This is a genomic window from Salmonella sp. 741265050_HSA, from assembly GCF_046569445.1.
Classification (GTDB): Bacteria; Pseudomonadota; Gammaproteobacteria; order Enterobacterales; family Enterobacteriaceae; genus Salmonella; species Salmonella enterica.
Map to the genome: position 1 here is coordinate 143,138 of NZ_JBKFSV010000001.1, position 25,907 is coordinate 169,044.

At 48.3% G+C, this 25,907-nt stretch carries 26 protein-coding genes and 1 tRNA gene; 17 read left to right on the forward strand and 10 right to left on the reverse strand.

Annotated elements, in window-relative coordinates; genetic code table 11:
* Positions 1 to 182: 182 nt before the first annotated feature.
* Positions 183 to 1,679 carry a sodium:solute symporter gene (locus tag ACLD4F_RS00625; RefSeq protein ID WP_000628085.1) on the reverse strand — a complete coding sequence of 499 codons (1,497 nt, stop codon included), beginning with the start codon at positions 1,677 to 1,679 and terminating at the stop codon, positions 183 to 185.
* Positions 1,680 to 2,015: 336 nt separating this feature from the next.
* Entirely contained in the window at positions 2,016 to 2,696 is a 681-nt protein-coding gene (locus ACLD4F_RS00630) for an N-acetylmannosamine-6-phosphate 2-epimerase (protein WP_058344313.1), read from the reverse strand.
* A 506-nt stretch (positions 2,697 to 3,202) separates the two neighbouring features.
* Here ACLD4F_RS00630 and ACLD4F_RS00635 point away from each other — a divergent pair.
* The 4 genes from ACLD4F_RS00635 (at position 3,203) to ACLD4F_RS00650 (ending at position 7,781) form a co-directional block, all read left to right on the forward strand.
* Positions 3,203 to 4,363 (forward strand): N-acetylneuraminate epimerase, encoded by a 1,161-nt coding sequence (locus ACLD4F_RS00635; protein WP_015405990.1) that lies wholly within the window; start codon positions 3,203 to 3,205, stop codon positions 4,361 to 4,363.
* A gap of 45 nt (positions 4,364 to 4,408) precedes the next feature.
* On the forward strand, positions 4,409 to 5,101 hold the full coding sequence (locus ACLD4F_RS00640) for an oligogalacturonate-specific porin KdgM family protein (protein ID WP_411010629.1): 693 nt from the start codon (positions 4,409 to 4,411) through the stop codon (positions 5,099 to 5,101).
* A gap of 282 nt (positions 5,102 to 5,383) precedes the next feature.
* Positions 5,384 to 6,664: an MFS transporter gene (locus ACLD4F_RS00645; RefSeq protein ID WP_000560758.1), complete on the forward strand. Its 1,281-nt coding sequence runs from the start codon at positions 5,384 to 5,386 to the stop codon at positions 6,662 to 6,664.
* Positions 6,665 to 6,674: 10 nt separating this feature from the next.
* Positions 6,675 to 7,781, forward strand: coding sequence for a Gfo/Idh/MocA family protein (locus tag ACLD4F_RS00650; protein WP_000988594.1), 1,107 nt, complete (start codon positions 6,675 to 6,677; stop codon positions 7,779 to 7,781).
* A 411-nt stretch (positions 7,782 to 8,192) separates the two neighbouring features.
* Here ACLD4F_RS00650 and ACLD4F_RS00655 read toward each other — a convergent pair.
* Positions 8,193 to 8,280 (reverse strand) — tRNA-Ser (locus ACLD4F_RS00655).
* 235 nt (positions 8,281 to 8,515) lie between these two features.
* On the opposite strand from ACLD4F_RS00655, the gene ghrA reads away from it, so the two are divergent.
* The 4 genes from ghrA (at position 8,516) to ACLD4F_RS00675 (ending at position 11,437) form a co-directional block, all read left to right on the forward strand.
* Complete coding sequence (gene ghrA, locus ACLD4F_RS00660) at positions 8,516 to 9,454, forward strand: glyoxylate/hydroxypyruvate reductase GhrA (RefSeq protein ID WP_023216572.1); 939 nt, start codon at positions 8,516 to 8,518, stop codon at positions 9,452 to 9,454.
* 84 nt (positions 9,455 to 9,538) lie between these two features.
* Positions 9,539 to 10,276, forward strand: coding sequence for a phosphatase (locus ACLD4F_RS00665; RefSeq protein WP_000283643.1), 738 nt, complete (start codon positions 9,539 to 9,541; stop codon positions 10,274 to 10,276).
* Between the two features lie 23 nt (positions 10,277 to 10,299).
* Positions 10,300 to 10,854: a molecular chaperone gene (locus ACLD4F_RS00670; protein WP_001001883.1), complete on the forward strand. Its 555-nt coding sequence runs from the start codon at positions 10,300 to 10,302 to the stop codon at positions 10,852 to 10,854.
* Positions 10,855 to 10,954: 100 nt separating this feature from the next.
* Complete coding sequence (locus ACLD4F_RS00675; RefSeq protein ID WP_001546652.1) at positions 10,955 to 11,437, forward strand: DUF1097 domain-containing protein; 483 nt, start codon at positions 10,955 to 10,957, stop codon at positions 11,435 to 11,437.
* Between the two features lie 38 nt (positions 11,438 to 11,475).
* Here the strand turns inward: ACLD4F_RS00675 and csgG are convergent, their stop codons facing one another.
* From csgG to csgD, 4 genes are read right to left on the reverse strand one after another with little or no spacing between them, the layout of a single operon-like run.
* Positions 11,476 to 12,309, reverse strand: coding sequence for a curli production assembly/transport protein CsgG (csgG, locus tag ACLD4F_RS00680; RefSeq protein ID WP_001137620.1), 834 nt, complete (start codon positions 12,307 to 12,309; stop codon positions 11,476 to 11,478).
* A gap of 26 nt (positions 12,310 to 12,335) precedes the next feature.
* Complete coding sequence (csgF, locus tag ACLD4F_RS00685; RefSeq protein WP_001264073.1) at positions 12,336 to 12,752, reverse strand: curli production assembly/transport protein CsgF; 417 nt, start codon at positions 12,750 to 12,752, stop codon at positions 12,336 to 12,338.
* A 26-nt stretch (positions 12,753 to 12,778) separates the two neighbouring features.
* Positions 12,779 to 13,174, reverse strand: coding sequence for a curli production assembly/transport protein CsgE (gene csgE / locus ACLD4F_RS00690; protein ID WP_000833307.1), 396 nt, complete (start codon positions 13,172 to 13,174; stop codon positions 12,779 to 12,781).
* Positions 13,175 to 13,178: 4 nt separating this feature from the next.
* Entirely contained in the window at positions 13,179 to 13,829 is a 651-nt protein-coding gene (gene csgD, locus ACLD4F_RS00695; RefSeq protein WP_000481517.1) for a biofilm master transcriptional regulator CsgD, read from the reverse strand.
* A 754-nt stretch (positions 13,830 to 14,583) separates the two neighbouring features.
* Between csgD and csgB the strand changes: the two genes are divergently transcribed.
* The 6 genes from csgB to ACLD4F_RS00725 all read left to right on the forward strand — a co-directional run bounded on the left by csgB (position 14,584) and on the right by ACLD4F_RS00725 (position 18,424).
* Positions 14,584 to 15,039 (forward strand): curli minor subunit CsgB, encoded by a 456-nt coding sequence (csgB, locus tag ACLD4F_RS00700; protein WP_000791655.1) that lies wholly within the window; start codon positions 14,584 to 14,586, stop codon positions 15,037 to 15,039.
* A 41-nt stretch (positions 15,040 to 15,080) separates the two neighbouring features.
* Positions 15,081 to 15,536 (forward strand): curli major subunit CsgA, encoded by a 456-nt coding sequence (gene csgA / locus ACLD4F_RS00705; protein ID WP_000771416.1) that lies wholly within the window; start codon positions 15,081 to 15,083, stop codon positions 15,534 to 15,536.
* 61 nt (positions 15,537 to 15,597) lie between these two features.
* Complete coding sequence (csgC, locus tag ACLD4F_RS00710; protein WP_000557256.1) at positions 15,598 to 15,924, forward strand: curli assembly chaperone CsgC; 327 nt, start codon at positions 15,598 to 15,600, stop codon at positions 15,922 to 15,924.
* A gap of 130 nt (positions 15,925 to 16,054) precedes the next feature.
* Positions 16,055 to 16,375, forward strand: a complete 321-nt coding sequence (locus tag ACLD4F_RS00715; protein WP_000111257.1) for a type 1 fimbrial protein — start codon at positions 16,055 to 16,057, stop codon at positions 16,373 to 16,375.
* Positions 16,376 to 16,461: 86 nt separating this feature from the next.
* On the forward strand, positions 16,462 to 17,001 hold the full coding sequence (ymdB, locus tag ACLD4F_RS00720) for an O-acetyl-ADP-ribose deacetylase (protein WP_000203941.1): 540 nt from the start codon (positions 16,462 to 16,464) through the stop codon (positions 16,999 to 17,001).
* A complete protein-coding gene (locus tag ACLD4F_RS00725) occupies positions 16,937 to 18,424 on the forward strand; it encodes a phospholipase D family protein (protein WP_411010630.1) in 1,488 nt (495 codons plus the stop codon). Before ymdB ends, ACLD4F_RS00725 begins: the two co-directional genes overlap by 65 nt.
* A gap of 16 nt (positions 18,425 to 18,440) precedes the next feature.
* Here the strand turns inward: ACLD4F_RS00725 and mdoC are convergent, their stop codons facing one another.
* On the reverse strand, positions 18,441 to 19,595 hold the full coding sequence (gene mdoC, locus ACLD4F_RS00730) for a glucans biosynthesis protein MdoC (protein WP_000100069.1): 1,155 nt from the start codon (positions 19,593 to 19,595) through the stop codon (positions 18,441 to 18,443).
* Between the two features lie 271 nt (positions 19,596 to 19,866).
* On the opposite strand from mdoC, the gene mdoG reads away from it, so the two are divergent.
* The 3 genes from mdoG to ACLD4F_RS00745 all read left to right on the forward strand — a co-directional run bounded on the left by mdoG (position 19,867) and on the right by ACLD4F_RS00745 (position 24,231).
* Positions 19,867 to 21,402 (forward strand): glucans biosynthesis protein MdoG, encoded by a 1,536-nt coding sequence (gene mdoG / locus ACLD4F_RS00735; RefSeq protein ID WP_001562609.1) that lies wholly within the window; start codon positions 19,867 to 19,869, stop codon positions 21,400 to 21,402.
* On the forward strand, positions 21,395 to 23,938 hold the full coding sequence (gene mdoH, locus ACLD4F_RS00740; protein WP_001044609.1) for a glucans biosynthesis glucosyltransferase MdoH: 2,544 nt from the start codon (positions 21,395 to 21,397) through the stop codon (positions 23,936 to 23,938). Before mdoG ends, mdoH begins: the two co-directional genes overlap by 8 nt.
* Positions 23,939 to 24,003: 65 nt before the next feature.
* Positions 24,004 to 24,231 (forward strand): YceK/YidQ family lipoprotein, encoded by a 228-nt coding sequence (locus ACLD4F_RS00745; RefSeq protein ID WP_001217832.1) that lies wholly within the window; start codon positions 24,004 to 24,006, stop codon positions 24,229 to 24,231.
* On the opposite strand, the gene ACLD4F_RS00750 is transcribed toward ACLD4F_RS00745, so the two are convergent.
* Both ACLD4F_RS00750 and mdtG read right to left on the reverse strand, forming a co-directional pair.
* Entirely contained in the window at positions 24,232 to 24,606 is a 375-nt protein-coding gene (locus ACLD4F_RS00750; protein WP_000180050.1) for a MysB family protein, read from the reverse strand.
* Between the two features lie 81 nt (positions 24,607 to 24,687).
* Positions 24,688 to 25,902, reverse strand: a complete 1,215-nt coding sequence (mdtG, locus tag ACLD4F_RS00755; RefSeq protein WP_000075053.1) for a multidrug efflux MFS transporter MdtG — start codon at positions 25,900 to 25,902, stop codon at positions 24,688 to 24,690.
* Positions 25,903 to 25,907 lie beyond the last annotated feature (5 nt).

Here is a 25,907-nt window from a genome sequence, read left to right on the forward strand (position 1 = left end):
AGGAGGGGGAATATTTACATCGCGTTGCCAACTTATGACAGAACATCACTGGAGAGTAATCTGTTTGCTCTTACGGTGTTTATAGCGCGCCATCTGACGGATGGTTTATATCTGGCCCGGTATTGTCGCCCCGGGCGTTGGCGTCACCGTGTGTTGTGTCGGTATAGCGTGGTATCATGAAATCATAATGTCACCTTTGGTTCAGGTTTTTCATCCAGCGTCAATGGCGGTGCCGGGGCAAATAACGGGGCGAAAATAACGCCGCTGATCACCACGCTTAGCGAGCCAATGACCCCATAAAAGAAGAAGTTAAGGTCAGTGGCATAGCGTGCGCCCAGCACGGTAATGACGCTGATAATAATTCCTAAAACCGCACTCCCGGCATTTGCTCGTTTAAAGAAAATGCCCAGCATGAACAGACCGGTCATTGGCCCTCCCATCAGACCTATCAGACTATTAAATGCATCCCAGATTTCTGATTCATCGGCCATGACCAGCCATACCGAGGCCGCGCTACTTATCAGGCCCGCGACCAGAATAACTAACTTAGCTATTTTCATACGGTTTTCTGGCGTTCTTTTTTTATGACTCAAACGCTGATAGATATCGGAATTAAAACAACTGGAAATGCTGTTTAAGCTGCTGGAGATGCTGGACTGCGCGGCAGCGAAAATAGCGGCGATTATCAACCCTGCAATGCCGACTGGCATTTCGGTGACCACGAATAAGGGCAAAATGCCGCCAGTGTTGAATCCCGCCGGTAATAATTGTGGATGTTGCTGATAGTAGACAAATAATGCCGAGCCGATAGCAAAAAAGAAAACAGGGATCACAGCAACCAGTTTGGCATTTGTAAGTAATGTTTTCTTCGTTTCCTCTATGGAGTCAGTCACGATATAGCGTTGGACCACATCCTGACTGGCAGTAAATTGCTGAATATTGGCAAACAGAAAACCAATCATCAATACAGGTACTGTGCTTTCCGTCCAGCTCCAGTGGAACTGCGTAGCCGGAAAGAATTTATCCGCCTGCTGCGTCACCGTAAAAATTTCACCAATGCCGCCCTGGACTTTGAGACATATCACTATAAAAATCAGTATCGCGCTGCCAGAAAGTAAGAGACCTTGAATAACATCAGTCCATATTACTCCTTCAATTCCCCCCATCCAGGTATAAATGATACACATCACGCTAATCAACAGTACCAAAATCACCGGGTCTATAGCGATGAAGGGGCGCAAGGCCAGCACGGTGAGGAAAGTGATAATGGCGATACGTCCGATATGAAACAACATAAATGACATGCTGGCGAATAGACGGCAGCGCACATCGAACCGTGCTTCGAGATATTCATAGGCTGATGTGACTTTCAATTTCCGAAAAAACGGAATATAGAAATAAAAAACCAGCGGTAAAATTGCGATAGCCAGATACTGACCAATGATAAACGTCCAGTCGGAAGTAAACGCTTTGGCAGGAATTGACATAAATGTAATTGAGCTTAACGTAGTAGCAAATACACTGACCCCAGCCGCCCAACCAGGAACCCGGCCACCACCGCGAAAATAATCGTCTGCTGTTTTTTGCCGTCTGGAAAAATAGACACCGACTAACATCATGGCCAGGAGGTAGCCAAATAATACAAGATAATTAACGATGCCGAAAGAATGTGTAATCATAGTTCTTTCCTGCTTATGGTTTTGAGTAGAGTTGCGGTCATCGTCTGTGTATTTTTATCTTCCCATCATTCAGACGATACGATATTCAGATCAAGTAATAGTTTTTGTTAATCTCAATGACGGTAATCATGAGATGTAAAAGGCAGAGCATTTATGCTCCACCAATGGTGATGCCCAGACGTATGTCCTGCCGGATACCTGAAATAGCAGATATCCGATATTGCGTTCAAACAGGCTTCAGGCCTGGGTATCGTATTTGCCGATAGCATTATTAACGTCGGATTATTCTCTGAGACATAAATATCAATAGTAAGCGTGTTCATTTTCTTTTCCTGTTCAGCGTTTTACTGCGTGACTGAACCACTGACAGATATGCTCGATACGGGTGATAGCGGAACCAACGGTAACTGCCCAGGCACCATGCTCAATAGCATTGGCCGCCAGTGCAGGCGTGTTATAGCGCCCCTCGGCAATAACACGACAACCTGCATGGCTCAGTTGCGTCACCATTGCCAAATCTGGCTCAACCGGCGTGATGGGGCCGGTATAGCCAGACAGTGTTGTACCAATGAATTCGACTCCTTTCTGATGGCAACTTATGCCTTCATTCACGGTTGAACAGTCTGCCATCGCCAGTAATCCATGCAGGCGAATACGTGTCAGTAAACTATCAATATCAACCGGGCGAGAGCGGAATGAGGCATCAAAAGCGATAATATCGGCACCTGCCTGCGCCAGGGCGTCAACATCCTGTAAATATGGAGTGATACGGACTGGCGACCCTGTAAGGTCACGTTTAATTATCCCAATAATTGGAACAGAAAGATGGGGACGAACAGTCCGCAGATTCTCAATGCCTTCAATGCGCACAGCGACCGCACCCGCCGAAGCCGCTGCCTGTGCCATTGCAGCCACAATTTCAGGTTTATCCATAGGGCTGCCTGATACCGGTTGGCATGAGACAATCAGCCCACCGTTTTCGTGTACACTTTGTTCCAGCCTGGCTAATAGTGACATCCAGTTCCGCCTTATATATTTTGAAGTTTTACTCCGTTTTATGTTATGTCGTGGAGTGTTGCTGCATCAAGCAAAAAGATAGAAAAATGTGAACACAGTCATAAGGTATGTTTGTTATTCAATTACTGCGCCAGCGGATTTGAGGCTATAACCTGAAGCTACAAGACAAATACAATTCATTCTGACGGCAGCTTGCTGTATTTTATTAATTGCTTCCGGCATAAAGATAAAATGCTCAGAAGGAGCTTATACGCCACGGGATAGCCAGTATGAAATGCATCACATAATTCTTGTTGTATTTATTCAGAATGCTATCACTAATGAGTTTGGCCATAACAGGTCACCCATAATCACTTCTAACATCACCATGGGGTGCTTTTACCTCGCACATGATAACTCCATGTAATTATTTTTAGCGCTTGGTCACATTTTGTCATTGTCATTGTTGAAATTGTGCACCATAAGATCACTAATGATGAAGCTTTACTCCAATTGTATTTCTTCGCATGGGGATGCAGATGAAAAATTTTAAGAAAATGATGACGCTAATGGCGCTATGTTTCTCAGTTGCTATCACCACATCAGGATATGCAACGACGCTTCCTGATATACCAGAACCACTGAAAAATGGTACTGGCGCTATTGATAATAATGGCGTGATTTATGTCGGCTTAGGTACCGCAGGGACATCCTGGTATAAAATTGATCTTAAAAAGCAACATAAAGACTGGGAGCGTATAAAGTCGTTTCCTGGTGGAGCTCGTGAGCAATCCGTGTCGGTATTTTTAAATGATGAGCTTTATGTTTTTGGTGGCGTAGGGAAAAAAAACAGTGAATCACCGTTGCAGGTTTATAGCGATGTGTACAAATACTCACCGGTGAAAAATACATGGCAAAAAGTTGACACTATATCTCCAGTTGGATTAACAGGGCATACGGGAGTAAAATTAAACGAAACGATGGTACTTATTACCGGAGGGGTTAATGAGCATATCTTTGATAAGTATTTTATTGATATAGCGGCTGCTGCTGCGGATGAAAGTGAAAAAAATAAAGTCATCTATAATTATTTTAATAAACCTGCCAAAGATTATTTTTTTAATAAAATCGTATTTATCTACAATGCTAAAGAGAACACATGGAAGAATGCCGGTGAGCTGCCAGGCGCGGGGACGGCAGGATCGTCATCGGTAATGGAAAATAATTTCCTGATGCTGATTAATGGTGAGCTCAAACCGGGTTTACGTACCGATGTAATTTACCGCGCCATGTGGGATAACGATAAGCTAACATGGTTGAAGAACAGCCAGTTACCGCCATCGCCTGGAGAACAACAGCAAGAAGGGTTGGCCGGAGCATTTTCGGGCTATAGTCACGGTGTCCTGCTTGTCGGTGGTGGCGCGAATTTTCCGGGAGCAAAACAAAATTATACCAATGGAAAGTTTTATTCCCACGAAGGAATAAATAAAAAATGGCGAGATGAAGTCTATGGTTTGGTTAATGGCCATTGGCAATATATGGGTAAAATGAAACAACCTCTCGGCTATGGTGTATCAGTAAGTTATGGTGATGAAGTTTTCCTTATTGGTGGTGAAAATGCTAAAGGGAAACCTGTTTCGTCTGTAACCTCCTTTACCATGCGTGATGGTAATTTATTAATAAAATAATTTTTTAAATACAAAAATAAAGTTAATTGATGAGCGGAGTATTTTATGAAAATCAACAAATATCTTCTGGGTATGGTTTCGTTTATAGCATTTTCATCATATCTACAAGCGGCAACCTTTGATTATCGGCATGAATATGCTGATAGAACCAGAATTAATAAAGACCGTATTGCTATAATTGAAAAGCTTCCTAACGGCATTGGTTTTTATGTCGATGCCAGCGTTAAATCGGGAGGAGTAGATGGTGAGCAGGATAAGCATTTAAGCGATCTCGTCGCAAACGCTATAGAACTGGGCGTAAGTTATAATTATAAAGTTACGGACAATTTTGTTTTGCAGCCTGGATTTATATTTGAAAGCGGTCCAGACACTTCAATTTATAAGCCTTATTTAAGGGGGCAATATAATTTTGATTCTGGTGTTTATATGGCTGGTCGTTACCGTTATGACTATGCAAGGAAGACAGCTAACTATAGTGATGATGAGAAAACGAATAGATTTGATACTTATATAGGTTATGTTTTTGATGAGTTGAAATTAGAATATAACTTTACCTGGATGGATAGCGATCAAATTAAATTTGATAACAAAAAAACAAACTATGAACATAATGTGGCTTTAGCCTGGAAACTGAATAAGTCATTTACACCATACGTTGAGGTCGGAAATGTAGCGGTGAGAAATAATACCGATGAGAGACAGACCCGTTATCGCGTTGGATTACAATACCACTTTTGAGAAAGGTTAAAGAGTTACTGTACTAATCTTTGCTTAGTATTCATATCGATAATCTTATAGCCCGTGGCTACGTTACAGAACGTTAGACTTTGTCTTGAGTATTCACGTCCTTAACGTAGCTACGAATAAGGATGATAAACAATGAATATACGTCTTACATAGCTACGATCTCAGGCGGTTGTCGGAAAGTGCCGGTTGATTGTGTCTTATTCGGCAATTGATATGACTTAAAAGTTAATTCCGTAAGCATTTCAGACGGTAACAGCAAATAAGGGTTTTATTGTGATAGCAAAATTCTTCCCGTGGTATAGCGAGATAACTCGTCCACAAAAAAATGCTTTATTTTCAGCATGGCTGGGTTACGTTTTTGATGGCTTCGACTTTATGCTGATTTTCTACATTATGTATCTGATCAAGGCTGACTTAGGATTGACAGATATGGAGGGCGCATTCCTTGCCACAGCGGCCTTTATTGGGCGACCATTTGGCGGGGCGCTATTTGGTCTGCTGGCAGACAAATTTGGCCGTAAGCCGTTAATGATGTGGTCGATAGTTGCCTATTCTGTTGGTACAGGGTTAAGTGGCCTGGCTTCCGGTGTAATTATGCTGACGCTTAGTCGCTTCATTGTCGGTATGGGGATGGCGGGGGAGTATGCTTGCGCTTCTACTTATGCCGTGGAAAGTTGGCCAAAGCATTTAAAATCTAAAGCGAGCGCATTTCTGGTTTCAGGTTTCGGTATTGGTAACATCATAGCAGCCTACTTTATGCCGTCATTTGCCGAAGCGTATGGTTGGCGTGCTGCTTTTTTTGTCGGTTTGCTACCCGTTCTTTTAGTAATCTACATCCGGGCCAGGGCTCCTGAATCTAAAGAGTGGGAAGAAGCCAAACTCAGTGGTCCCGGAAAGCACTCACAAAGTGCCTGGTCAGTTTTCTCTTTGTCAATGAAAGGGCTATTTAATCGAGCTCAATTTCCACTGACATTATGTGTATTTATTGTTCTGTTCTCTATTTTTGGCGCAAACTGGCCAATCTTTGGTCTACTGCCTACATATTTAGCGGGCGAGGGCTTTGATACGGGCGTGGTCTCTAATTTAATGACGGCGGCAGCATTCGGCACTGTATTGGGAAATATCGTTTGGGGTCTGTGCGCAGATAGAATTGGTTTGAAGAAAACGTTCAGCATTGGTCTTCTCATGTCCTTTTTATTCATTTTCCCGTTATTCAGAATTCCGCAAGATAATTATTTACTGCTGGGCGCATGTTTATTCGGTTTAATGGCGACTAACGTAGGTGTTGGCGGGTTGGTTCCCAAATTTCTCTACGACTACTTTCCTCTTGAGGTTCGTGGTTTGGGTACCGGGCTGATTTATAATCTTGCTGCGACATCAGGCACATTCAATTCAATGGCGGCGACCTGGCTTGGAATAACAATGGGGCTAGGCGCTGCGCTAACGTTCATTGTTGCTTTCTGGACCGCAACAATTCTACTCATTATTGGCTTATCCATTCCGGATAGACTAAAAGCACGTCGTGAAAGTTTTCAATCAACAAAAGAATTTTAATAGAGGATAAATGATGACGAAATACGGTGTTGTAGGTACGGGTTATTTTGGCGCTGAACTGGCGCGATTTATGTCTAAGGTTGAAGGAGCGAAAATCACTGCGATTTACGATCCGGTAAATGCGGATCCGATAGCGAAAGAGCTGAACTGTGTCGCCACTGCAACAATGGAGGCGCTTTGTACCCATCCTGATGTGGATTGCGTAATTATTGCTTCACCAAATTACTTACATAAAGCGCCGGTCATTGCGGCGGCTAAAGCGGGTAAACACGTGTTTTGTGAAAAACCTATCGCCTTAAATTACCAGGATTGTAAGGATATGGTTGATGCCTGCAAAGAAGCTGGTGTTACCTTTATGGCGGGTCACGTTATGAACTTTTTTCATGGGGTTCGCCACGCTAAAGCGCTCATCAAAGCCGGTGAAATCGGTGAAGTTACACAAGTTCACACTAAACGTAATGGTTTTGAAGACGTGCAGGATGAGATCTCATGGAAGAAGATTCGCGCAAAGTCAGGCGGGCATCTGTACCATCACATTCACGAGCTAGATTGTACACTGTTCATCATGGATGAAACCCCATCCCTGGTTTCAATGGCGGCGGGGAATGTTGCGCACAAAGGTGAAAAATTTGGTGATGAAGATGATGTTGTCCTAATCACCCTTGAGTTTGAAAGCGGTCGTTTCGCGACACTTCAGTGGGGATCATCGTTCCACTACCCTGAGCACTATGTATTAATTGAGGGCACGACAGGTGCAATTCTCATTGATATGCAAAACACGGCGGGTTATCTAATAAAAGCGGGCAAAAAAACACACTTTCTTGTGCATGAAAGCCAGGCGGAGGATGATGATCGTCGCAACGGTAACATATCCAGCGAGATGGATGGCGCAATCGCTTATGGTAAACCCGGTAAACGTACGCCGATGTGGCTCTCATCAATTATGAAACTGGAGATGCAGTACTTGCATGATGTGATAAACGGTCTGGAGCCAGGCGAGGAGTTTGCTAAATTGCTAACGGGAGAAGCGGCGACAAATGCCATTGCTACCGCTGATGCTGCGACGCTTTCCTCAAACGAGGGGCGCAAAGTAAAACTCACTGAAATTCTTGGCTAAAATTGAAAGCCGGATGGTGGTGTTATTGCCCGGTGGCGCTGCGCTTATGTAGACCGGATAAGGCGCCTGTGAACTGTGCCGCCATCCGGCAATGGACGGGGGGGCTTAATGCGAAAAAAGCCCGTACATTCGTACGAGCTCTTTCTTAAATATGGCGGTGAGGGGGGGGATTGACTCGCTGCGCTCGCCCTTCGGGCAGTCTCCTCGCAGGCTCGTCGTCTGTCCAACTGGCTGCGCCGCTACTCAGCCCATCCCTGGGCCTCGCCCCTTCGGGGCCAGAGCAAGCTCTGTTCAAAAACGCTCCCGGCGTTTTTGTGTCGAACCCCGGTCGGTGGTTCTCATCCCCCCTTGGTTTGGGGGATACATATAAGCAAAAAGCCCGTACTTCTGTACAGGCTCTCAACTTGAATATGGCGGTGAGGGGGGGATTCGAACCCCCGATACGTTGCCGTATACACACTTTCCAGGCGTGCTCCTTCAGCCACTCGGACACCTCACCATATTGTCGCTCCAGCATTACTGGAACGGGCGCTAATGTAGGGAAATATCCTTTCTACGTCAATCAACTTTTTTAAAAAAAAGCGCGTTTATACAAACTTCCACCAATCTGTGGCTTTAATAAGCGAAAACTGCTTTTTTTGCCCGCGCCGGGAAATTTGCTATGCTGCACATCCCGTTGAAAACGCTGATAACAGGCGCAATCACATTCCGCACAATACTGCTCAGGAGATAACATGGAGATAATTTTTTATCACCCGACATTTAACGCCGCCTGGTGGGTAAATGCGCTGGAGAAGGCTCTCCCACATGCGCGCGTTCGTGAATGGAAGGTCGGTGATAACAACCCCGCAGACTATGCGCTTGTATGGCAGCCCCCGGTTGAAATGCTGGCCGGAAGACGCTTAAAAGCCGTCTTTGCGCTGGGCGCGGGGGTGGATGCAATTCTGAGTAAATTAAATGCGCATCCGGAAATGCTGGACGCCTCCATTCCTCTATTCCGTCTGGAAGATACCGGAATGGGCCTGCAAATGCAGGAGTATGCCGTCAGCCAGGTATTACACTGGTTCCGTCGTTTCGATGATTATCAGGCGCTGAAAAATCAGGCGCTATGGAAACCGTTGCCGGAATATACCCGCGAAGAATTTAGCGTCGGTATCATGGGCGCAGGGGTACTGGGCGCAAAAGTGGCAGAAAGTCTACAGGCGTGGGGGTTCCCGTTACGTTGCTGGAGTCGTAGCCGCAAATCCTGGCCTGGCGTGGAAAGTTATGTTGGGCGTGAAGAGCTGCACGCTTTCCTGAACCAGGCGCGGGTGCTGATTAATCTGCTGCCGAATACGGCCCAAACGGTAGGAATTATTAATAGCGAATTGTTGGATCAATTGCCGGATGGCGCTTACGTGTTGAATCTCGCGCGCGGCGTGCATGTTCAGGAGGCGGATCTGCTGGCTGCGCTTGATAGCGGTAAGCTAAAAGGCGCGATGTTGGATGTCTTTAGCCAGGAACCGTTACCGCAGGAAAGTCCATTATGGCGCCATCCGCGAGTCGCCATGACGCCGCACATTGCGGCAGTCACCCGTCCAGCGGAAGCCATCGATTATATTAGCCGCACCATTACCCAGCTGGAGAAGGGAGAGCCGGTGACGGGGCAGGTGGATCGGGCGAGAGGATATTGACATCAACCCGGCGCGGGCCGGGTTTCGCTAAAAAACGCTGGCGATACCTGCTATCCTTGTCGGAAATGACTACAGGAGAGAGCAATGTATCCCGTTGACCTGCATATGCATACCGTCGCCAGCACTCATGCCTACAGTACCCTGAGCGATTATATCGCGGAAGCCAAACGCAAAGGCATTAAACTTTTTGCGATTACCGATCATGGTCCGGACATGGAAGATGCGCCGCATCACTGGCATTTTATTAACATGCGCATCTGGCCGCGTCTGGTTGACGGCGTGGGGATACTGCGTGGCATTGAGGCGAATATCAAGAACATTAACGGTGAAATTGATTGTTCCGGAAAGATGTTCGACTCGCTGGATCTGATTATCGCAGGCTTTCATGAGCCCGTTTTTGCGCCGCATGATAAAGAAACCAATACCCAGGCGATGATCGCGACCATCGCCAGCGGCAAGGTGCATATAATTAGTCACCCCGGAAATCCAAAGTATCCAGTGGAGGTTAAAGCCATCGCGCAGGCGGCGGCGAAACACCATGTAGCGCTGGAAATCAACAACTCTTCTTTTCTGCATTCGCGTAAAGGAAGCGAAGATAATTGCCGCGCGGTCGCTGCCGCCGTACGCGATGCGGGAGGCTGGGTAGCGTTAGGATCTGATTCCCATACGGCCTTTACGCTTGGCGATTTCACCGAATGCCGGAAAATTCTGGATGCGGTGAATTTTCCGGAAGATCGAATCCTGAACGTCTCGCCGCAGCGCTTACTGGCCTTCCTCGAATCACGCGGTATGGCGCCTGTACCGGAATTTGCCGAACTTTAATCGTTATTTATGGGAAGATATCAATGAATGAGTTTTCAATCCTGTGCCGTGTGCTGGGATCGTTGTTTTACCGCCAACCGCAAGATCCTTTACTGGTTCCGCTGTTTACGTTAATCCGTGAAGGTAAACTGGCGGCAAACTGGCCGCTGGAGCAGGATGACATGCTGGCGCGTTTACAGAAAAGCTGCGATATCACGCAGATTTCCACTGATTACAATGCGTTATTTGTTGGGGAAGAGTGCGCGGTAGCGCCATACCGCAGTGCGTGGGTCGAAGGCGCAGAAGAGTCTGAGGTGCGCGCTTTTTTAACGTCGCGAGGGATGCCGCTGGCCGATACGCCTGCCGATCACATTGGCACTTTATTGCTCGCGGCCTCCTGGCTGGAAGATCAGTCTGCCGAAGATGAAAGTGAAGCGCTGGAAACCTTATTTGCCGATTATCTGCTTCCCTGGTGCAATACCTTCCTCGGTAAAGTTGAAGCCCATGCCGTTACGCCATTCTGGCGCACTCTGGCGCCGCTAACGCGTGATGCGATAGGGGCCATGTGGGATGAACTTCAGGAAGAAGACGAAGAATAATGTGATGTAAATCACTTTTAACTGCAACTGGTTTTACATCATTGCATAAAATGTGTGCGTGATCTCATTAATGTGCCGCTTTTCTGTTATGATGCGCGCCATGAACATACTTCTTTCTATTGCTATCACGACGGGCATCCTTTCTGGAATATGGGGATGGGTGGCCGTCTCCCTGGGGTTACTAAGCTGGGCCGGTTTTTTAGGCTGTACGGCTTATTTCGCCTGTCCGCAGGGCGGCTTTAAGGGATTGTTGATTTCCGCTTGTACGCTGTTAAGCGGTATGGTGTGGGCGCTGGTCATTATTCACGGTAGCGCGCTGGCGCCGCATCTGGAAATTGTCAGTTACGTGTTGACGGGGATCGTGGCATTCCTGATGTGTATCCAGGCAAAGCAGCTATTGCTTTCTTTTGTTCCGGGAACATTTATCGGCGCCTGCGCGACATTTGCAGGGCAGGGTGACTGGCGGTTGGTATTACCGTCGCTGGCGCTGGGGCTAATCTTTGGCTATGCCATGAAAAATAGTGGGCTATGGCTGGCATCACGCCGCGAGCAACATTCAGCGAATACGGCGGTCACAAAATAAAAAAGCGTGGGGTTCTTCCCCACGCTTTGTCGTATTCATCAGGATTCTGGCGGTACTGACAGCTCACGGTATTTCACCAGAATATCATTTTGCCTGTCCGCTTTATTCTGCAAATCCCACAGTCCGCGATCGATACCATCATTAATGAGGAAGATAACGCCGGTTTCAATGGCTGACATCAGACACAGCATCACCGGTTCGTTCGAGGTATAGCCGATTTCGCCTTCCAGTAAGCGCTGGTAATCAATAAAACGGAACACGCCTGCCTGTACTTCATAGGAAAGGATCGTTTTACTGGTGTTCACCGAAGAAAGGATCTCGCCCGTACTGACGTTAACCACGCGCAGGTTGACAGCAATCTGATCCAGCTGATACTGCGTATCGGCGCCAATACCGAAATATCTTGCGCCGACCCCGCCGGATTTGACGTTACTTTCATAACCAATAATAGAACCTTCCACCATAATATTTGCCGCCGTCAGCGACTGAAGCGGGATACGGTTATTCATCGCCACGGTGCCGTTTTCCTGGGCTGCGCGAATAATTTTCCGTTCATTCAAAAGATTCTGTAAGCCTTGTCGTTCCAGCGGGATAAACCAGCGCGAATCTTTCAGCGCAGTGACCAACATAGCGGTGGCGCTCTGCGGCACAGCCGTAGAAAAGTTACTTGCCGGGTAAGGTTTAAATTGGCCCGTTTCATCCTGAATGTTATATACCGAAACAAAGATCTTACCGGTGGGAGCAGGTAAGTGCGTCAAATCTTTGTAACTTTGTGCGCGGGGCATTAATGTCGGTTTCGCAGCTTGTTTCGGCGGGGCAGTTAAGCATCCGCTCAACAATAAAACGGCAACCAAAATAAGTAAGCGCGGCATGATTTATATCCTTTAGTGACTGTAGCTTAAAAATCGGTTGACTGAGTTTGTAAACCTGACACTTCGATGGTCGAGGTTCTTCCCGTTTTTCTGTCCGTGACGTTGAGCTGGAGCTGTCCGTCGCGATTAGCGATATCGATAATAAAATCGTTGGTCACCATACGTCCTGGTTTCCCGGTATTAATATTGGTCAACAAGCCGCCCAGAATTTGCGATTGAATAGCCTGTGTAAAGTTATCCAACGCTGAGGGGGTTTCGATACCAAAATCGTTATCATAAGCGGGGTCTTTATATGAATTTTGCGCCTGGGCGCTATTCAATAAAAAGGAACCGTTATTGGGGTTTCCACCAAAGTTAGGATTACGGAACTGGAACGTCATATTTCCAGCCCAGGTTAATGGCGAAAAAAGCATGAGTAGCACTACTGCATGTTTAACACGCATGACAGCCTCCGGATAAAAATCATGTTTTAGAATTCATCACGCGCTAAATCACTCGTACTTAATAGCGTTTGATCTATTTGTCGGCGATTTAATGCTTCCTCTGTTTGCGCTAATGCGAAGACGACGGTTTTCTCGAAGTCTCTTTTCATTGGAAATAAAAAGGTCTGGAAAATAACGTCCTGATTTACCGTTATGGTGATCCAGCTTCCCCAACGCGCACTGGGTCTTTCATTAATGGTCAGATTGCCGGTGTATTCGCTTTCCCATTTGTCGCTGAATGCACGATAGAATTCATGTCCTATCGAAGAGACGGTATGGTCGGTTAACAATCCGGGAACCTCGACTTCAACTTCATTGGCATGCAGGTTTCCGGTAGCGAACAGTAACTCTGCTGCTACAATCCAGGTCAGATAGCGTTTCATGGCCTTACCGCCTGAGATTATCGTTTGCCCATGAAACTGCCTGGGTGCGATTTTTGACAGCTATCTTTTTGAAAAGATTATAAAGATGTGTCTTAACCGTATTCTCGCTGATAAATAGCGACCTGGCGATTTCATTATTAGAGGCACCAATACGTAACTTATTGAGGATCTCTTTTTCGCGATGAGTGAGTAATGCGGACTCGGTGCTGTTGTAGCGGTAATTTCCTGAGTGTGTAATCAGGTAACTGGCTAATTTTTGTGAAAAATAGCATTCGCCCCGCAGAATACCCTGTAATCCGCTGACCACGTGTTCCTGGTCTTCAGTGGCGTAAAACACGCCGTTAATATGAGGCCAGTTTTCAATTTCACGGTAGGGATAATCGTCAGGGGTATTTAACAATAATGTTTTTATATTATTGTTTTTGCGGCTTAAATTATCCTGCCAATAGTGGATAAGCTTCTTATCCGCTTCCATCATATCCATTAAAACAATGCAACCGGCTGAGATATCTTCCAGAGAACGTTGAATATTATGCAGTTTTCCGGTTATGGCCAGCGATTGCTTTAAATGTTGCAATAATGCCGTAGCTTGCAGAGATGGCTTTGTGATCAACAATAGTGTGTGACCATGACTACTATGGACTTCATTAAACATGATGAAACTCCACTTTTTTTAATCGCACATCTGACAGCTGCCCCCATAAAATAAAGGCACCAGAAGTACTGACAGATGTTGCACTGCTGTGGGTTGAAATAGCCCATTATCCAGAAAGAGAAAAATATTTACGAAAATACTTTTAACTGTTTTCAATCTAGCCATTACAAATCTTAAAGCAAGTGTTAAACTTGTAACAAGATGTAAAAATATATATTAAAATGTTGTTTTTGGGTTTTTTTGAAGTTTAGAATTGATAGTAAAGTTGTACATTTCGCTGTTATTGCATAGATTTAAAAAATCATACAAATTATAATAATCCATTGATTTTTAATCATTTTAATTATTGTATGTCATGTTTTGATTTTATTTTTTCTTAAAATTTGAGACGTGGCATTAACCTGGACAGCACAAAGACAAAAAAAACGAAGTGTGTCACGTCTTGTGCGTATTGCCCCCCATGGGAAGCATAAGAACATCCCCATGGCGGCATAACACACACCAACACTTCATTTTTTGGGGGCGCGATACACTCTCTTCTGTGGCCAAAAATCAATTATAAAAAATCACATGGCTATCGTTTTATTAGCACTTTGGTATGAGCTTAAATAACAAAATACCACGCGTGGGTGAGTTATTAAAAATGTTTCCACGGACATACTCTTCATCGTAACGACGCGTTAACAAAAAACGCATGTCGCTAACAAGGTAATAGATAGTTTTCGCTATGTACGACCAGGTCCAGGGTGACAGCATGAAAAACAAATTGTTATTTATGATGTTGACAATACTGGGTGCGCCTGGGATTGCAACCGCGACAAATTATGATCTGGCTCGTTCAGAGTATAATTTTGCGGTAAATGAATTAAGCAAGTCTTCATTTAATCAGGCGGCCATTATTGGTCAAGTCGGCACGGATAATAGTGCCAGAGTACGCCAGGAAGGATCAAAACTATTGTCCGTTATTTCACAAGAAGGAGGAAATAATCGGGCGAAAGTCGACCAGGCAGGGAATTATAACTTTGCGTATATTGAGCAAACGGGCAATGCCAACGATGCCAGTATATCGCAAAGCGCTTACGGTAATAGTGCGGCTATTATCCAGAAAGGTTCTGGAAATAAGGCCAATATTACCCAGTACGGTACGCAGAAAACAGCAGTTGTAGTGCAGAAACAGTCGCATATGGCTATTCGCGTCACCCAACGCTAATACCGTTACGACTTTTAAATCAATCCGATGGGGGTTTTACCATGAAACTTTTAAAAGTGGCAGCATTCGCAGCAATCGTAGTTTCTGGCAGTGCTCTGGCTGGCGTCGTTCCACAATGGGGCGGCGGCGGTAATCATAACGGCGGCGGCAATAGTTCCGGCCCGGATTCCACGTTGAGCATTTATCAGTACGGTTCCGCTAACGCTGCGCTTGCTCTGCAAAGCGATGCCCGTAAATCTGAAACGACTATTACCCAGAGCGGTTATGGTAACGGCGCCGATGTAGGCCAGGGTGCGGATAACAGTACTATTGAACTGACTCAGAATGGTTTCAGAAACAATGCCACCATCGACCAGTGGAACGCTAAAAACTCCGATATTACTGTCGGTCAATACGGCGGTAATAACGCCGCGCTGGTTAATCAGACCGCATCTGATTCCAGCGTAATGGTGCGTCAGGTTGGTTTTGGCAACAACGCCACGGCTAACCAGTATTAATTTAGCGTCTGCGCTAATAAAAAAACAGGGCATAAGCCCTGTTTTTTTTCGGGAGGAAATTATGCATACTTTATTGCTCCTTGCCGCACTTTCAAATCAGATTACGTTTACCACGACTCAGCAAGGCGATATTTACACGGTGATCCCTCAGGTCACATTAAACGAACCCTGCGTCTGTCAGGTGCAAATTCTCTCTGTGCGCGACGGCGTCGGGGGACAAAGCCATACACAGCAAAAACAAACGCTATCTTTACCTGCTAATCAACCGATTGAGTTGTCTCGTCTTAGTGTAAATATATCTTCAGAGGACTCGGTTAAAATTATTGTTACTGTTTCGGACGGACAATCACTGCATTTATCACAACAATGGCCGCCTTCTGCACAGTAGTTTTTGATGGTGGCGGAAATGGATTGGCTGACCTGGGTATAAAGAGGCGATAAAAGCGTCTCATCGTCTCGGCATGTCGCTAAAAGGTAACGCCGAACCCTCGAGGATGACTAATCATTGAGGAGTTAACATGTCCGTAATCAAGAAAAATATCCCTGGCATAGGCCTGTGTATCTGCGCTTTTTTTATCCATTCTGCGGTAGGGCAACAAACGGTACAGGGCGGCGTTATCCATTTTCGCGGCGCGATTGTTGAGCCACTGTGCGATATTTCTACTCACGCCGAAAATATTGATTTAACCTGCCTACGCGAAGGTAAAAAGCAAATGCACCGGATTGACCTTCGGCAGGCATCTGGATTACCGCAGGATATTCAGTCCATTGCGACGGTTCGGCTGCATTATCTCGATGCGCAAAAAAGCCTGGCGGTGATGAATATTGAGTATCGTTAACGGCGGTGTCATAGATATAAAAAGAGCGACTCTGTTGAAAGCCCTGCTGTACACTTTGCAGATAAGGTGAGACAAAGGGGGGGATTATGACATCACGTCTTCAGGTCATACAGGGTGATATCACTCAACTTAGCGTCGATGCGATTGTGAATGCCGCTAACGCATCATTAATGGGCGGCGGCGGCGTAGACGGCGCGATTCATCGCGCGGCGGGGCCGGCATTGCTGGACGCCTGTAAACTCATCCGCCAGCAACAGGGCGAATGTCAGACGGGACATGCGGTTATCACGCCTGCTGGCAAGCTTTCGGCAAAGGCGGTTATTCACACAGTGGGGCCCGTCTGGCGAGGCGGCGAACACCAGGAAGCTGAGCTACTCGAAGAGGCATACCGGAATTGTTTGCTGCTTGCCGAGGCGAATCACTTTCGTTCCATCGCTTTTCCGGCAATCAGTACCGGCGTTTATGGCTATCCACGCGCCCAGGCCGCTGAGATCGCCGTCAGGACGGTTTCAGATTTTATTACCCGTTACGCTCTGCCTGAACAAGTATACTTTGTCTGTTATGATGAAGAAACTGCCCGGCTTTACGCAAGATTACTTACTCAGCAAGGCGACGACCCTGCCTGATAAAACACGCCTGGAGCGTGCCGTTGAACCGCTATGCGCGCGCCATCCCGGAGAGTGCGGCATTCTGGCGCTGGATAACAGTCTGGACGCTTTTGCCGCCCGCTACCGCCTGACTGAAATGGCGGCGCGGACGCTGGATGTGCAGTATTATATTTGGGAAGACGATATGTCCGGGCGGCTGCTCTTTTCGGTACTGCTGTCGGCGGCGAAGCGCGGCGTTCATGTTCGTCTGCTGCTGGATGATAACAATACGCCTGGTCTGGATGATACGTTGCGCTTTCTGGATAGCCATCCTAATATCGAAGTTCGTCTGTTTAATCCTTTCTCTTTTCGTACGCTACGCGCGCTGGGATATTTGACGGATTTTGCGCGGCTGAATCGGCGGATGCACAATAAAAGTTACACTGCCGACGGCGTAGTGACGCTGGTCGGTGGGCGCAACATCGGCGATGCCTATTTCGGCGCTGGCGAGGAGCCGCTATTTTCCGATCTGGACGTGATGGCCATTGGCCCGGTGGTCAATGATGTCGCCAATGATTTTGAACGTTACTGGCGCTGTAGTTCAGTGTCGACATTGCAGCAAGTATTATCCCTTTCTGAGCAGGAACTGACGCAGCGTATCGAACTTCCCGAATCCTGGTATAACGATGAGATCACCCGCCGTTATCTGCATAAGCTGGAAACCAGCCAGTTTATGGCGGATCTCGATCGCGGAACGTTGCCGCTGATTTGGGCAAAAACACGCTTGCTTAGCGATGACCCTTCTAAAGGCGAGGGGAAGGCGCAGCGCCATTCGCTTCTTCCGCAGCGATTATTTGACGTGATGGGGTCGCCGACGGAGCGTATCGACATTATTTCCGCTTACTTTGTCCCTACGCGCGCAGGCGTGGCGCAGTTGCTTAATCTGGTCAGGAAAGGCGTGAAGATCGCCATCTTAACTAACTCTCTGGCGGCCAACGATGTGGCGGTCGTTCACGCAGGGTACGCGCGCTGGCGCAAGAAATTACTGCGCTATGGCGTGGAGCTCTACGAACTGAAACCGACCCGCGAACATGAAACCGCCGTACATGATCGCGGACTCACCGGGAACTCAGGTTCCAGCTTACATGCTAAAACGTTCAGTATTGATGGTAGTAAGGTGTTTATCGGGTCGCTTAATTTTGATCCCCGTTCAACGCTTTTAAATACCGAAATGGGCTTTGTCATTGAAAGTGAAACGCTGGCGACGCTTATTCATAAGCGTTTTACGCAGAGCCAACGCGATGCGGCCTGGCAACTGCGGCTGGATCGCTGGGGACGAATTAACTGGATCGATCGTCAGCAAGAAGAGGAAAAGGTGTTAAAGAAAGAACCCGCTACGCGTTTCTGGCAGCGAGTTCTGGTACGGTTGGCGGCAATTTTACCTGTGGAATGGTTGCTGTGAACCCGCGCGCGGAAAACTACCCGATCGCGGCGCGGCTTTCTTGTTTTACCGGCGGTTTACCTGAAAAGAGAAATTTCAGGAGCGGGATGCGTAAATGAATTTCATACAGAATTAACGCAATACCCATAACAAATATCAGCCCGCACAAGAACCCGATCAGGTTGGAGGAGATATGCGGCGTAATATACGCGCCAAAGAAAAGCGTTAAGGGATGATGCACCAGATAAATAAACAGCGAAGCATTCACGAAATAGGTGACGCGCGCGGACTGGAAGTTTAACAAGCGATGCCCCAGTGAGAATACCACGTTCACCATCCACAGCCCCATTACCATCGTAATCACGGATTCGGTTTCGTACATCCAGGCGTCGCCGCTCCCATAACGTTGATTCAGCAGATACGCGATAAAAGCAACGGCAGCGCCTAAAGTGCATCCGCGTGAGGGCGTGGTGAAGCGCGCTTTCAGATCGGGGTGAATGAAGGCCAGCGCGCCGAGAATAAAAAACGGCACATAAAATAGCGTTTGCATCACAATAAAATTGAACATGCCGTCACTGAGGATTGCCGGATATACGATGAAAATAATGCGCCTGATAGCGGCGTAAGCCATCCCCAGCAGGAAAAAAATAAGCGAAAGCCTGGCCAGTGAAATAGCGGCGGGACGAGGCTTGCTTGTTTCCTGCCTTTTTTGGAACCAGGTAAAAATCCCGATGCTGACTGTGGTTAATATCACCAGCACCAGTAAAAACCACAGATGTGAAATGAGTTCCCACGCTAACGTATTATATTTTTCATAGGCAGAGAGTGTAGGCCAGTTCTCTGTTTTCTCTTTGACATATTGCAACAGGATAAATTGCGGCAAGGTAAGCAAAGGGATTGCGGTAAGCATAGGAATACCCACACGTTCTACCCGTACTTTCCACCAGCGTTTTAACGGATAACGTAAAAACAACATGTACGAAAAATAACCAGAAATAACAAAAAACACCTGCATACGAAAAGCGTGGATAAAATCGTTAAACAGGGTTAGCCACCATGATGGCGTGGCGCTATTGACATGCCAACTGTGAGTGGAATAGATCAACGAGATATGAAAGGGAATCCCTAACAACATCAGCCATGCGCGGATAGAGTCAAGAAAATATTCACGCGGCGCGGGTACAGAGCTCATATAAGGTCACGTATTCTCAGATTTTTCACCTTATCCATAAGGCGAATTATAGTTACATTCGGTAGCAACCCTACACCAACTCCGACAACCTGTCTCCAGGATAAGCACGCAAAGTGAAAACAGGCGCGGGAGGTGCTTAATCCATGAGCCAGCGCGCTGAACAAAGCCTGGATTCAGTTGTCGTAATGCCTGATTATCCATTAAAATGGATCGGATCGATATAAGCACACAAAGGGGGAAGTGCTTACTTATTATGAAACATAAACGACAAATGATGAAAATGCGTTGGTTGGGCGCAGCTATTATGTTAACGCTCTACGCATCATCGAGCTGGGCGTTCAGTATTGATGACGTGGCAAAACAAGCTCAATCTTTAGCCGGGAAAGGCTATGAGGCGCCTAAAAGCAACTTGCCCTCCGTTTTCCGCGACATGAAATATGCGGATTATCAGCAGATCCAGTTTAACAGCGATAAAGCCTACTGGAACAACTTAAAGACCCCTTTTAAGCTCGAATTTTACCATCAGGGGATGTACTTCGATACGCCGGTCAAGATTAACGAAGTGACGGCGACGACGGTCAAAAGAATCAAATACAGCCCGGATTACTTCAATTTTGGCAATGTTCAGCACGATAAAGACACGGTAAAAGATTTAGGCTTCGCCGGGTTCAAAGTTCTGTACCCCATCAACAGTAAAGATAAGAACGACGAAATCGTCAGTATGCTTGGCGCCAGCTATTTCCGCGTTATCGGCGCAGGCCAGGTATATGGCTTATCTGCGCGCGGCCTGGCGATTGATACCGCCTTACCATCTGGTGAAGAGTTTCCCCGCTTTCGCGAGTTCTGGATTGAGCGTCCAAAACCCACCGATAAGCGTTTGACCGTCTATGCATTACTGGATTCTCCGCGCGCGACCGGCGCTTACCGTTTTGTGATCATTCCTGGCCGCGATACCGTGGTGGACGTGCAGTCAAAAGTCTATCTGCGCGATAAAGTGGGCAAGCTGGGCGTTGCGCCATTAACCAGTATGTTCCTGTTTGGGCCAAACCAGCCGTCGCCGACGACCAACTATCGTCCGGAACTGCATGACTCGAACGGCTTATCCATTCATGCGGGTAATGGCGAGTGGATTTGGCGTCCGCTGAACAATCCAAAACACCTCGCTGTGAGCAGCTATGCAATGGAAAACCCTCAGGGATTCGGCCTGTTGCAGCGTGGTCGCGAGTTCTCGCGCTTTGAAGATTTAGACGATCGCTACGACCTGCGTCCAAGCGCCTGGATTACCCCGAAAGGCGACTGGGGCAAAGGTAAGGTTGAACTGGTTGAAATTCCGACCAATGATGAAACCAACGATAACATCGTCGCTTACTGGACTCCGGATCAACTGCCGGAACCGGGTAAAGAGATGAACTTCAAGTACACTCTGACCTTCAGCCGCGATGAAGATAAACTTCATGCGCCGGATAATGCTTGGGTGCTGCAAACACGCCGCTCAACGGGCGACGTTAAACAGTCTAATCTGATTCGCCAGCCCGACGGCACTATTGCCTTTGTGGTGGATTTCGTTGGCGCCGACATGAAAAAACTGCCGCCGGATACGCCTGTCGCTGCGCAAACCAGCATTGGCGATAACGGTGAAATCGTTGACAGTAATGTACGCTATAACCCAGTCACTAAAGGCTGGCGTTTAATGCTGCGCGTGAAAGTCAAAGACGCGAAGAAAACCACGGAAATGCGTGCCGCATTGGTGAATGCCGATCAGACGCTAAGTGAAACCTGGAGCTACCAGTTACCTGCCAATGAATAAAACAACTGAGTATATTGACGCACTGCTGCTTTCTGAACGTGAGAAAGCGGCATTGCCGAAAACTGACATCCGCGCCGTGCATCAGGCGCTGGATGCCGAGCATCGGACTTACTCGCGAGAAGACGATTCACCGCAGGGTTCCGTAAAAGCCCGCCTTGAACACGCCTGGCCGGATTCATTGGCGAAGGGGCAGTTAATTAAAGATGATGAAGGGCGCGATCAGTTGCAGGCTATGCCAAAAGCGACGCGCTCTTCGATGTTTCCCGATCCCTGGCGAACCAACCCGGTTGGCCGTTTCTGGGATCGTCTGCGTGGGCGGGATGTAACGCCGCGCTATGTTTCTCGTCTGACAAAAGAAGAGCAGGCGAGCGAGCAAAAATGGCGTACCGTCGGCACTATACGCCGCTATATTTTGTTAATTTTGACTCTGGCGCAAACCGTCGTCGCGACCTGGTATATGAAGACCATTCTGCCTTATCAGGGATGGGCGCTCATCAATCCTATGGATATGGTGGGGCAGGATATTTGGGTCTCTTTTATGCAGCTCCTGCCCTACATGCTGCAAACCGGTATCCTGATTCTGTTTGCCGTGCTGTTCTGCTGGGTGTCAGCCGGATTCTGGACGGCGCTGATGGGCTTCCTGCAACTGCTTATCGGGCGCGATAAGTACAGCATCTCCGCGTCTACGGTTGGCGATGAGCCCCTCAATCCGGAACACCGGACGGCGCTGATCATGCCTATCTGTAATGAAGATGTTAGCCGCGTTTTCGCCGGTCTGCGCGCGACTTGGGAGTCCGTTAAAGCCACAGGCAACGCCGCGCATTTTGACGTCTATATCCTTAGCGACAGTTATAACCCGGATATCTGCGTGGCGGAGCAAAAGGCGTGGATGGAGCTCATCGCGGAAGTGCAGGGCGAAGGCCAAATTTTTTACCGTCGTCGCCGCCGCCGTATGAAACGCAAAAGCGGCAATATTGACGATTTTTGCCGCCGCTGGGGCAATCAGTACAGCTATATGGTGGTGCTGGACGCGGACTCAGTGATGAGCGGCGAGTGTCTGAGTGGTCTGGTGCGCCTGATGGAAGCGAATCCAAACGCCGGGATTATCCAGTCTTCGCCGAAAGCGTCGGGAATGGATACTCTGTATGCCCGCTGCCAACAGTTCGCGACCCGTGTTTATGGACCGCTGTTTACCGCCGGGCTGCACTTCTGGCAGCTGGGGGAGTCGCACTACTGGGGGCACAATGCCATTATCCGCGTGAAGCCGTTTATCGAGCATTGCGCTCTGGCGCCGCTGCCGGGAGAAGGTTCGTTCGCCGGATCGATTCTTTCCCACGACTTTGTGGAGGCGGCGCTAATGCGTCGGGCAGGGTGGGGCGTCTGGATTGCCTACGATCTCCCCGGCTCCTATGAAGAGCTGCCGCCAAACCTGCTGGATGAGCTTAAACGCGACCGCCGCTGGTGTCACGGCAACCTGATGAACTTTCGTCTGTTCCTGGTGAAAGGAATGCACCCGGTGCATCGCGCCGTGTTCCTGACCGGGGTAATGTCATACCTGTCGGCGCCGTTATGGTTTATGTTCCTCGCGCTTTCTACCGCGCTGCAGGTCGTTCATGCGTTAACAGAGCCGCAATATTTCCTTCAGCCGCGCCAGCTTTTTCCGGTCTGGCCGCAGTGGCGTCCGGAACTGGCAATCGCGCTGTTTGCATCAACGATGGTGCTGCTGTTCCTGCCGAAGCTGCTCAGTATTATGCTGATCTGGTGTAAAGGCACCAAAGAGTATGGCGGTTTCTGGCGCGTTACGCTGTCGCTGTTGCTGGAAGTGCTGTTCTCCGTGTTGCTGGCGCCGGTGCGTATGCTGTTTCATACCGTGTTTGTGGTCAGCGCGTTCCTCGGCTGGGAAGTGGTCTGGAACTCACCGCAACGCGACGATGATTCTACGCCGTGGGGAGAAGCCTTTATGCGTCACGGCTCTCAACTGTTGCTGGGGCTGGTCTGGGCGGTGGGTATGGCGTGGCTGGATTTACGCTTTCTGTTCTGGCTGGCGCCGATTGTCTTTTCGCTGATTCTGTCGCCATTTGTTTCGGTGATCTCCAGTCGTTCAACGGTAGGATTACGCACCAAACGCTGGAAGCTGTTCCTGATCCCGGAAGAGTATTCGCCGCCTCAGGTGTTGGTCGATACCGATAAATATCTGGAGATGAATCGCCGCCGTATTCTGGACGATGGCTTTATGCATGCGGTATTTAACCCGTCGCTTAATGCGCTGGCGACCGCGATGGCCACTGCGCGTCACCGCGCCAGTAAGGTGCTGGAAATAGCCCGCGATCGCCATGTGGAGCAGGCGCTAAACGAAACGCCGGAGAAACTGAACCGCGATCGGCGTCTGGTTTTGCTCAGCGATCCGGTGACGATGGCGCGTTTACACTATCGGGTCTGGAATGCGCCAGAGAGATACTCTTCCTGGGTAAACCATTATCAGTCTCTCGTCCTGAATCCGCAGGCGTTGCAGGGGCGAACATCGTCAGCGGGATAAGGTCTGGAGTGAGGTGAAAAATACCGGCGTGATGCCGGTATTTTTATAGTGAAATGAGGTATCAGGTGCGTATATTCGCGGTGAGCATAATGGTGATTACCCTGAGCGGCTGCGGCAGTATTATCAGCAGAACGATCCCCGGACAAGGACACGGCAACCAGTATTACCCTGGCGTGCAGTGGGATATGCGTGATTCCGCATGGCGCTATATCACTATCCTCGATCTGCCCTTCTCACTGATCTTCGATACATTGCTGCTGCCGCTCGATATTCACCACGGGCCTTATGAGTAATTAACGCTCATCCCATTCGTCTGCCGCAGTACGGCCTTCCTCGGTATCAAGCGGGGGTTCAAGCTGGAATTCCCCTTCATCCCATTCATGCAAGGTATTCTCTTCCTGCCACTCCTGGCGGATCTCTATCTCATCATAATCGCCGTCAAACACGCTCTGCGCGGCTTCACCACTCAGCATCGGCAGACATTCGCCATCTTCACCTTCATCGGCGAAAAATTCGACCTGCCACATAATGTCCCCATCCTGCAGTACATATTTCTGAACGTTGAACTGCTGCACATTCGCTTCATCTTGTTCGAGGCCTGGATGGTCAGCCAGAAATTCTTCCCGGGCTGCATCGATAGCTTCTTCCAGCGTGGCATACATGGTCATCAGTGTCTCCCTTTGATTTGACGAGGTATTTAGGGAAAGAATAGCTGATTCTGTGATATTGCAAGTATGAAAGCGCAAAAATCATTCTATTGCCAGTCTGCGCCGTCGTAAGCTGTTCCATGAATAGATAGCATTGAACAACACCACGCCTGCCGTGACGCAGAATACGGCGCGGAAGCCATAGCTCGCGGAAATTGCGGCGCCCATGAGAGGGCCGGTGACGTTGCCGATATCGCGGAAAGATTGGTTGTAACTGAATATGCGCCCGGCTATCTGGTTGGTAGAGTTGTAAACCAGCAGAGTTTGAACGGCTGGCAGCAGCGCGCCATCCGCCGCGCCAAGCAGAAACCGCAATAGCGCGAGCTGCCATGGCGTTTGCACAAAAGACATTGGAATCAGCAGCAGTACGGAAATAATCAGCGCGACGATAAGGATCTTTTCCGGGCCAATTCTGTCGCCAAGCTTGCCGAGCCGGGGGGCGCTAAGTAATGCCGCCACGCCGGGAACGGACGCTATCATCCCGCTAATGAACGCAATATTACTGACATTTCCCGCGAGTTCGCGCACATAGAGCGTCAGGATGGGCGCAATAGACCCCGTCGCCACCTGAATAATCAGCGTGGTGACAAACAGGCTTAACACCAGGCGGGGATTTTTTAACGAGGCGACCACTTCCCGAACGTGAAGCATCTCTTTTTTGCTCACCGGCAGGAAATTCTCGCGAATAAAAAAGAAGGTGAGCAGAAAACAGATAAACAAAACGCTGGCGGTAATAAAAAAGACCGGGCGAAGGCCGTAATGGTCGGCGAGCAGACCGCCCGCAAGTGGGCCAAGCAGAGCGCCGCTGACGCCGCCAGTAGAGAGCGTCCCTAACGCCCAGCCGCTTTTATGGCGCGGCACTTGAGTGGCGATGAGCGCATTGGCGTTGGGAATAAATCCGCCCAGCAGGCCTAATAACGCGCGGAGGATCAGAAATTGCCAGATATTTTGCGCCATGCCCATTAACAGCATGACAATGGCCATGCCGAGAGCGGAACGCAACAGCATGATCTTACGCCCTTTACGATCCGCCAGACCGCCCCAAAAAGGGGAAGCGATAGCTGAAAAGAGGAACGTAATACTAAAGACCAGCCCGGACCACATGTTGAGCGCGCTATGGCCTGTTACGCCGAGTTGCTCAACGTAGAGAGGGAGAAAAGGCATGACCAGACTGAATGCCGCGCCGGTTAAAAAACAGCCCAGCCAGGTAACGGTTAGATTGCGTTTCCAGTTTATGGGGACATCAGAGGGTGACATAGCGT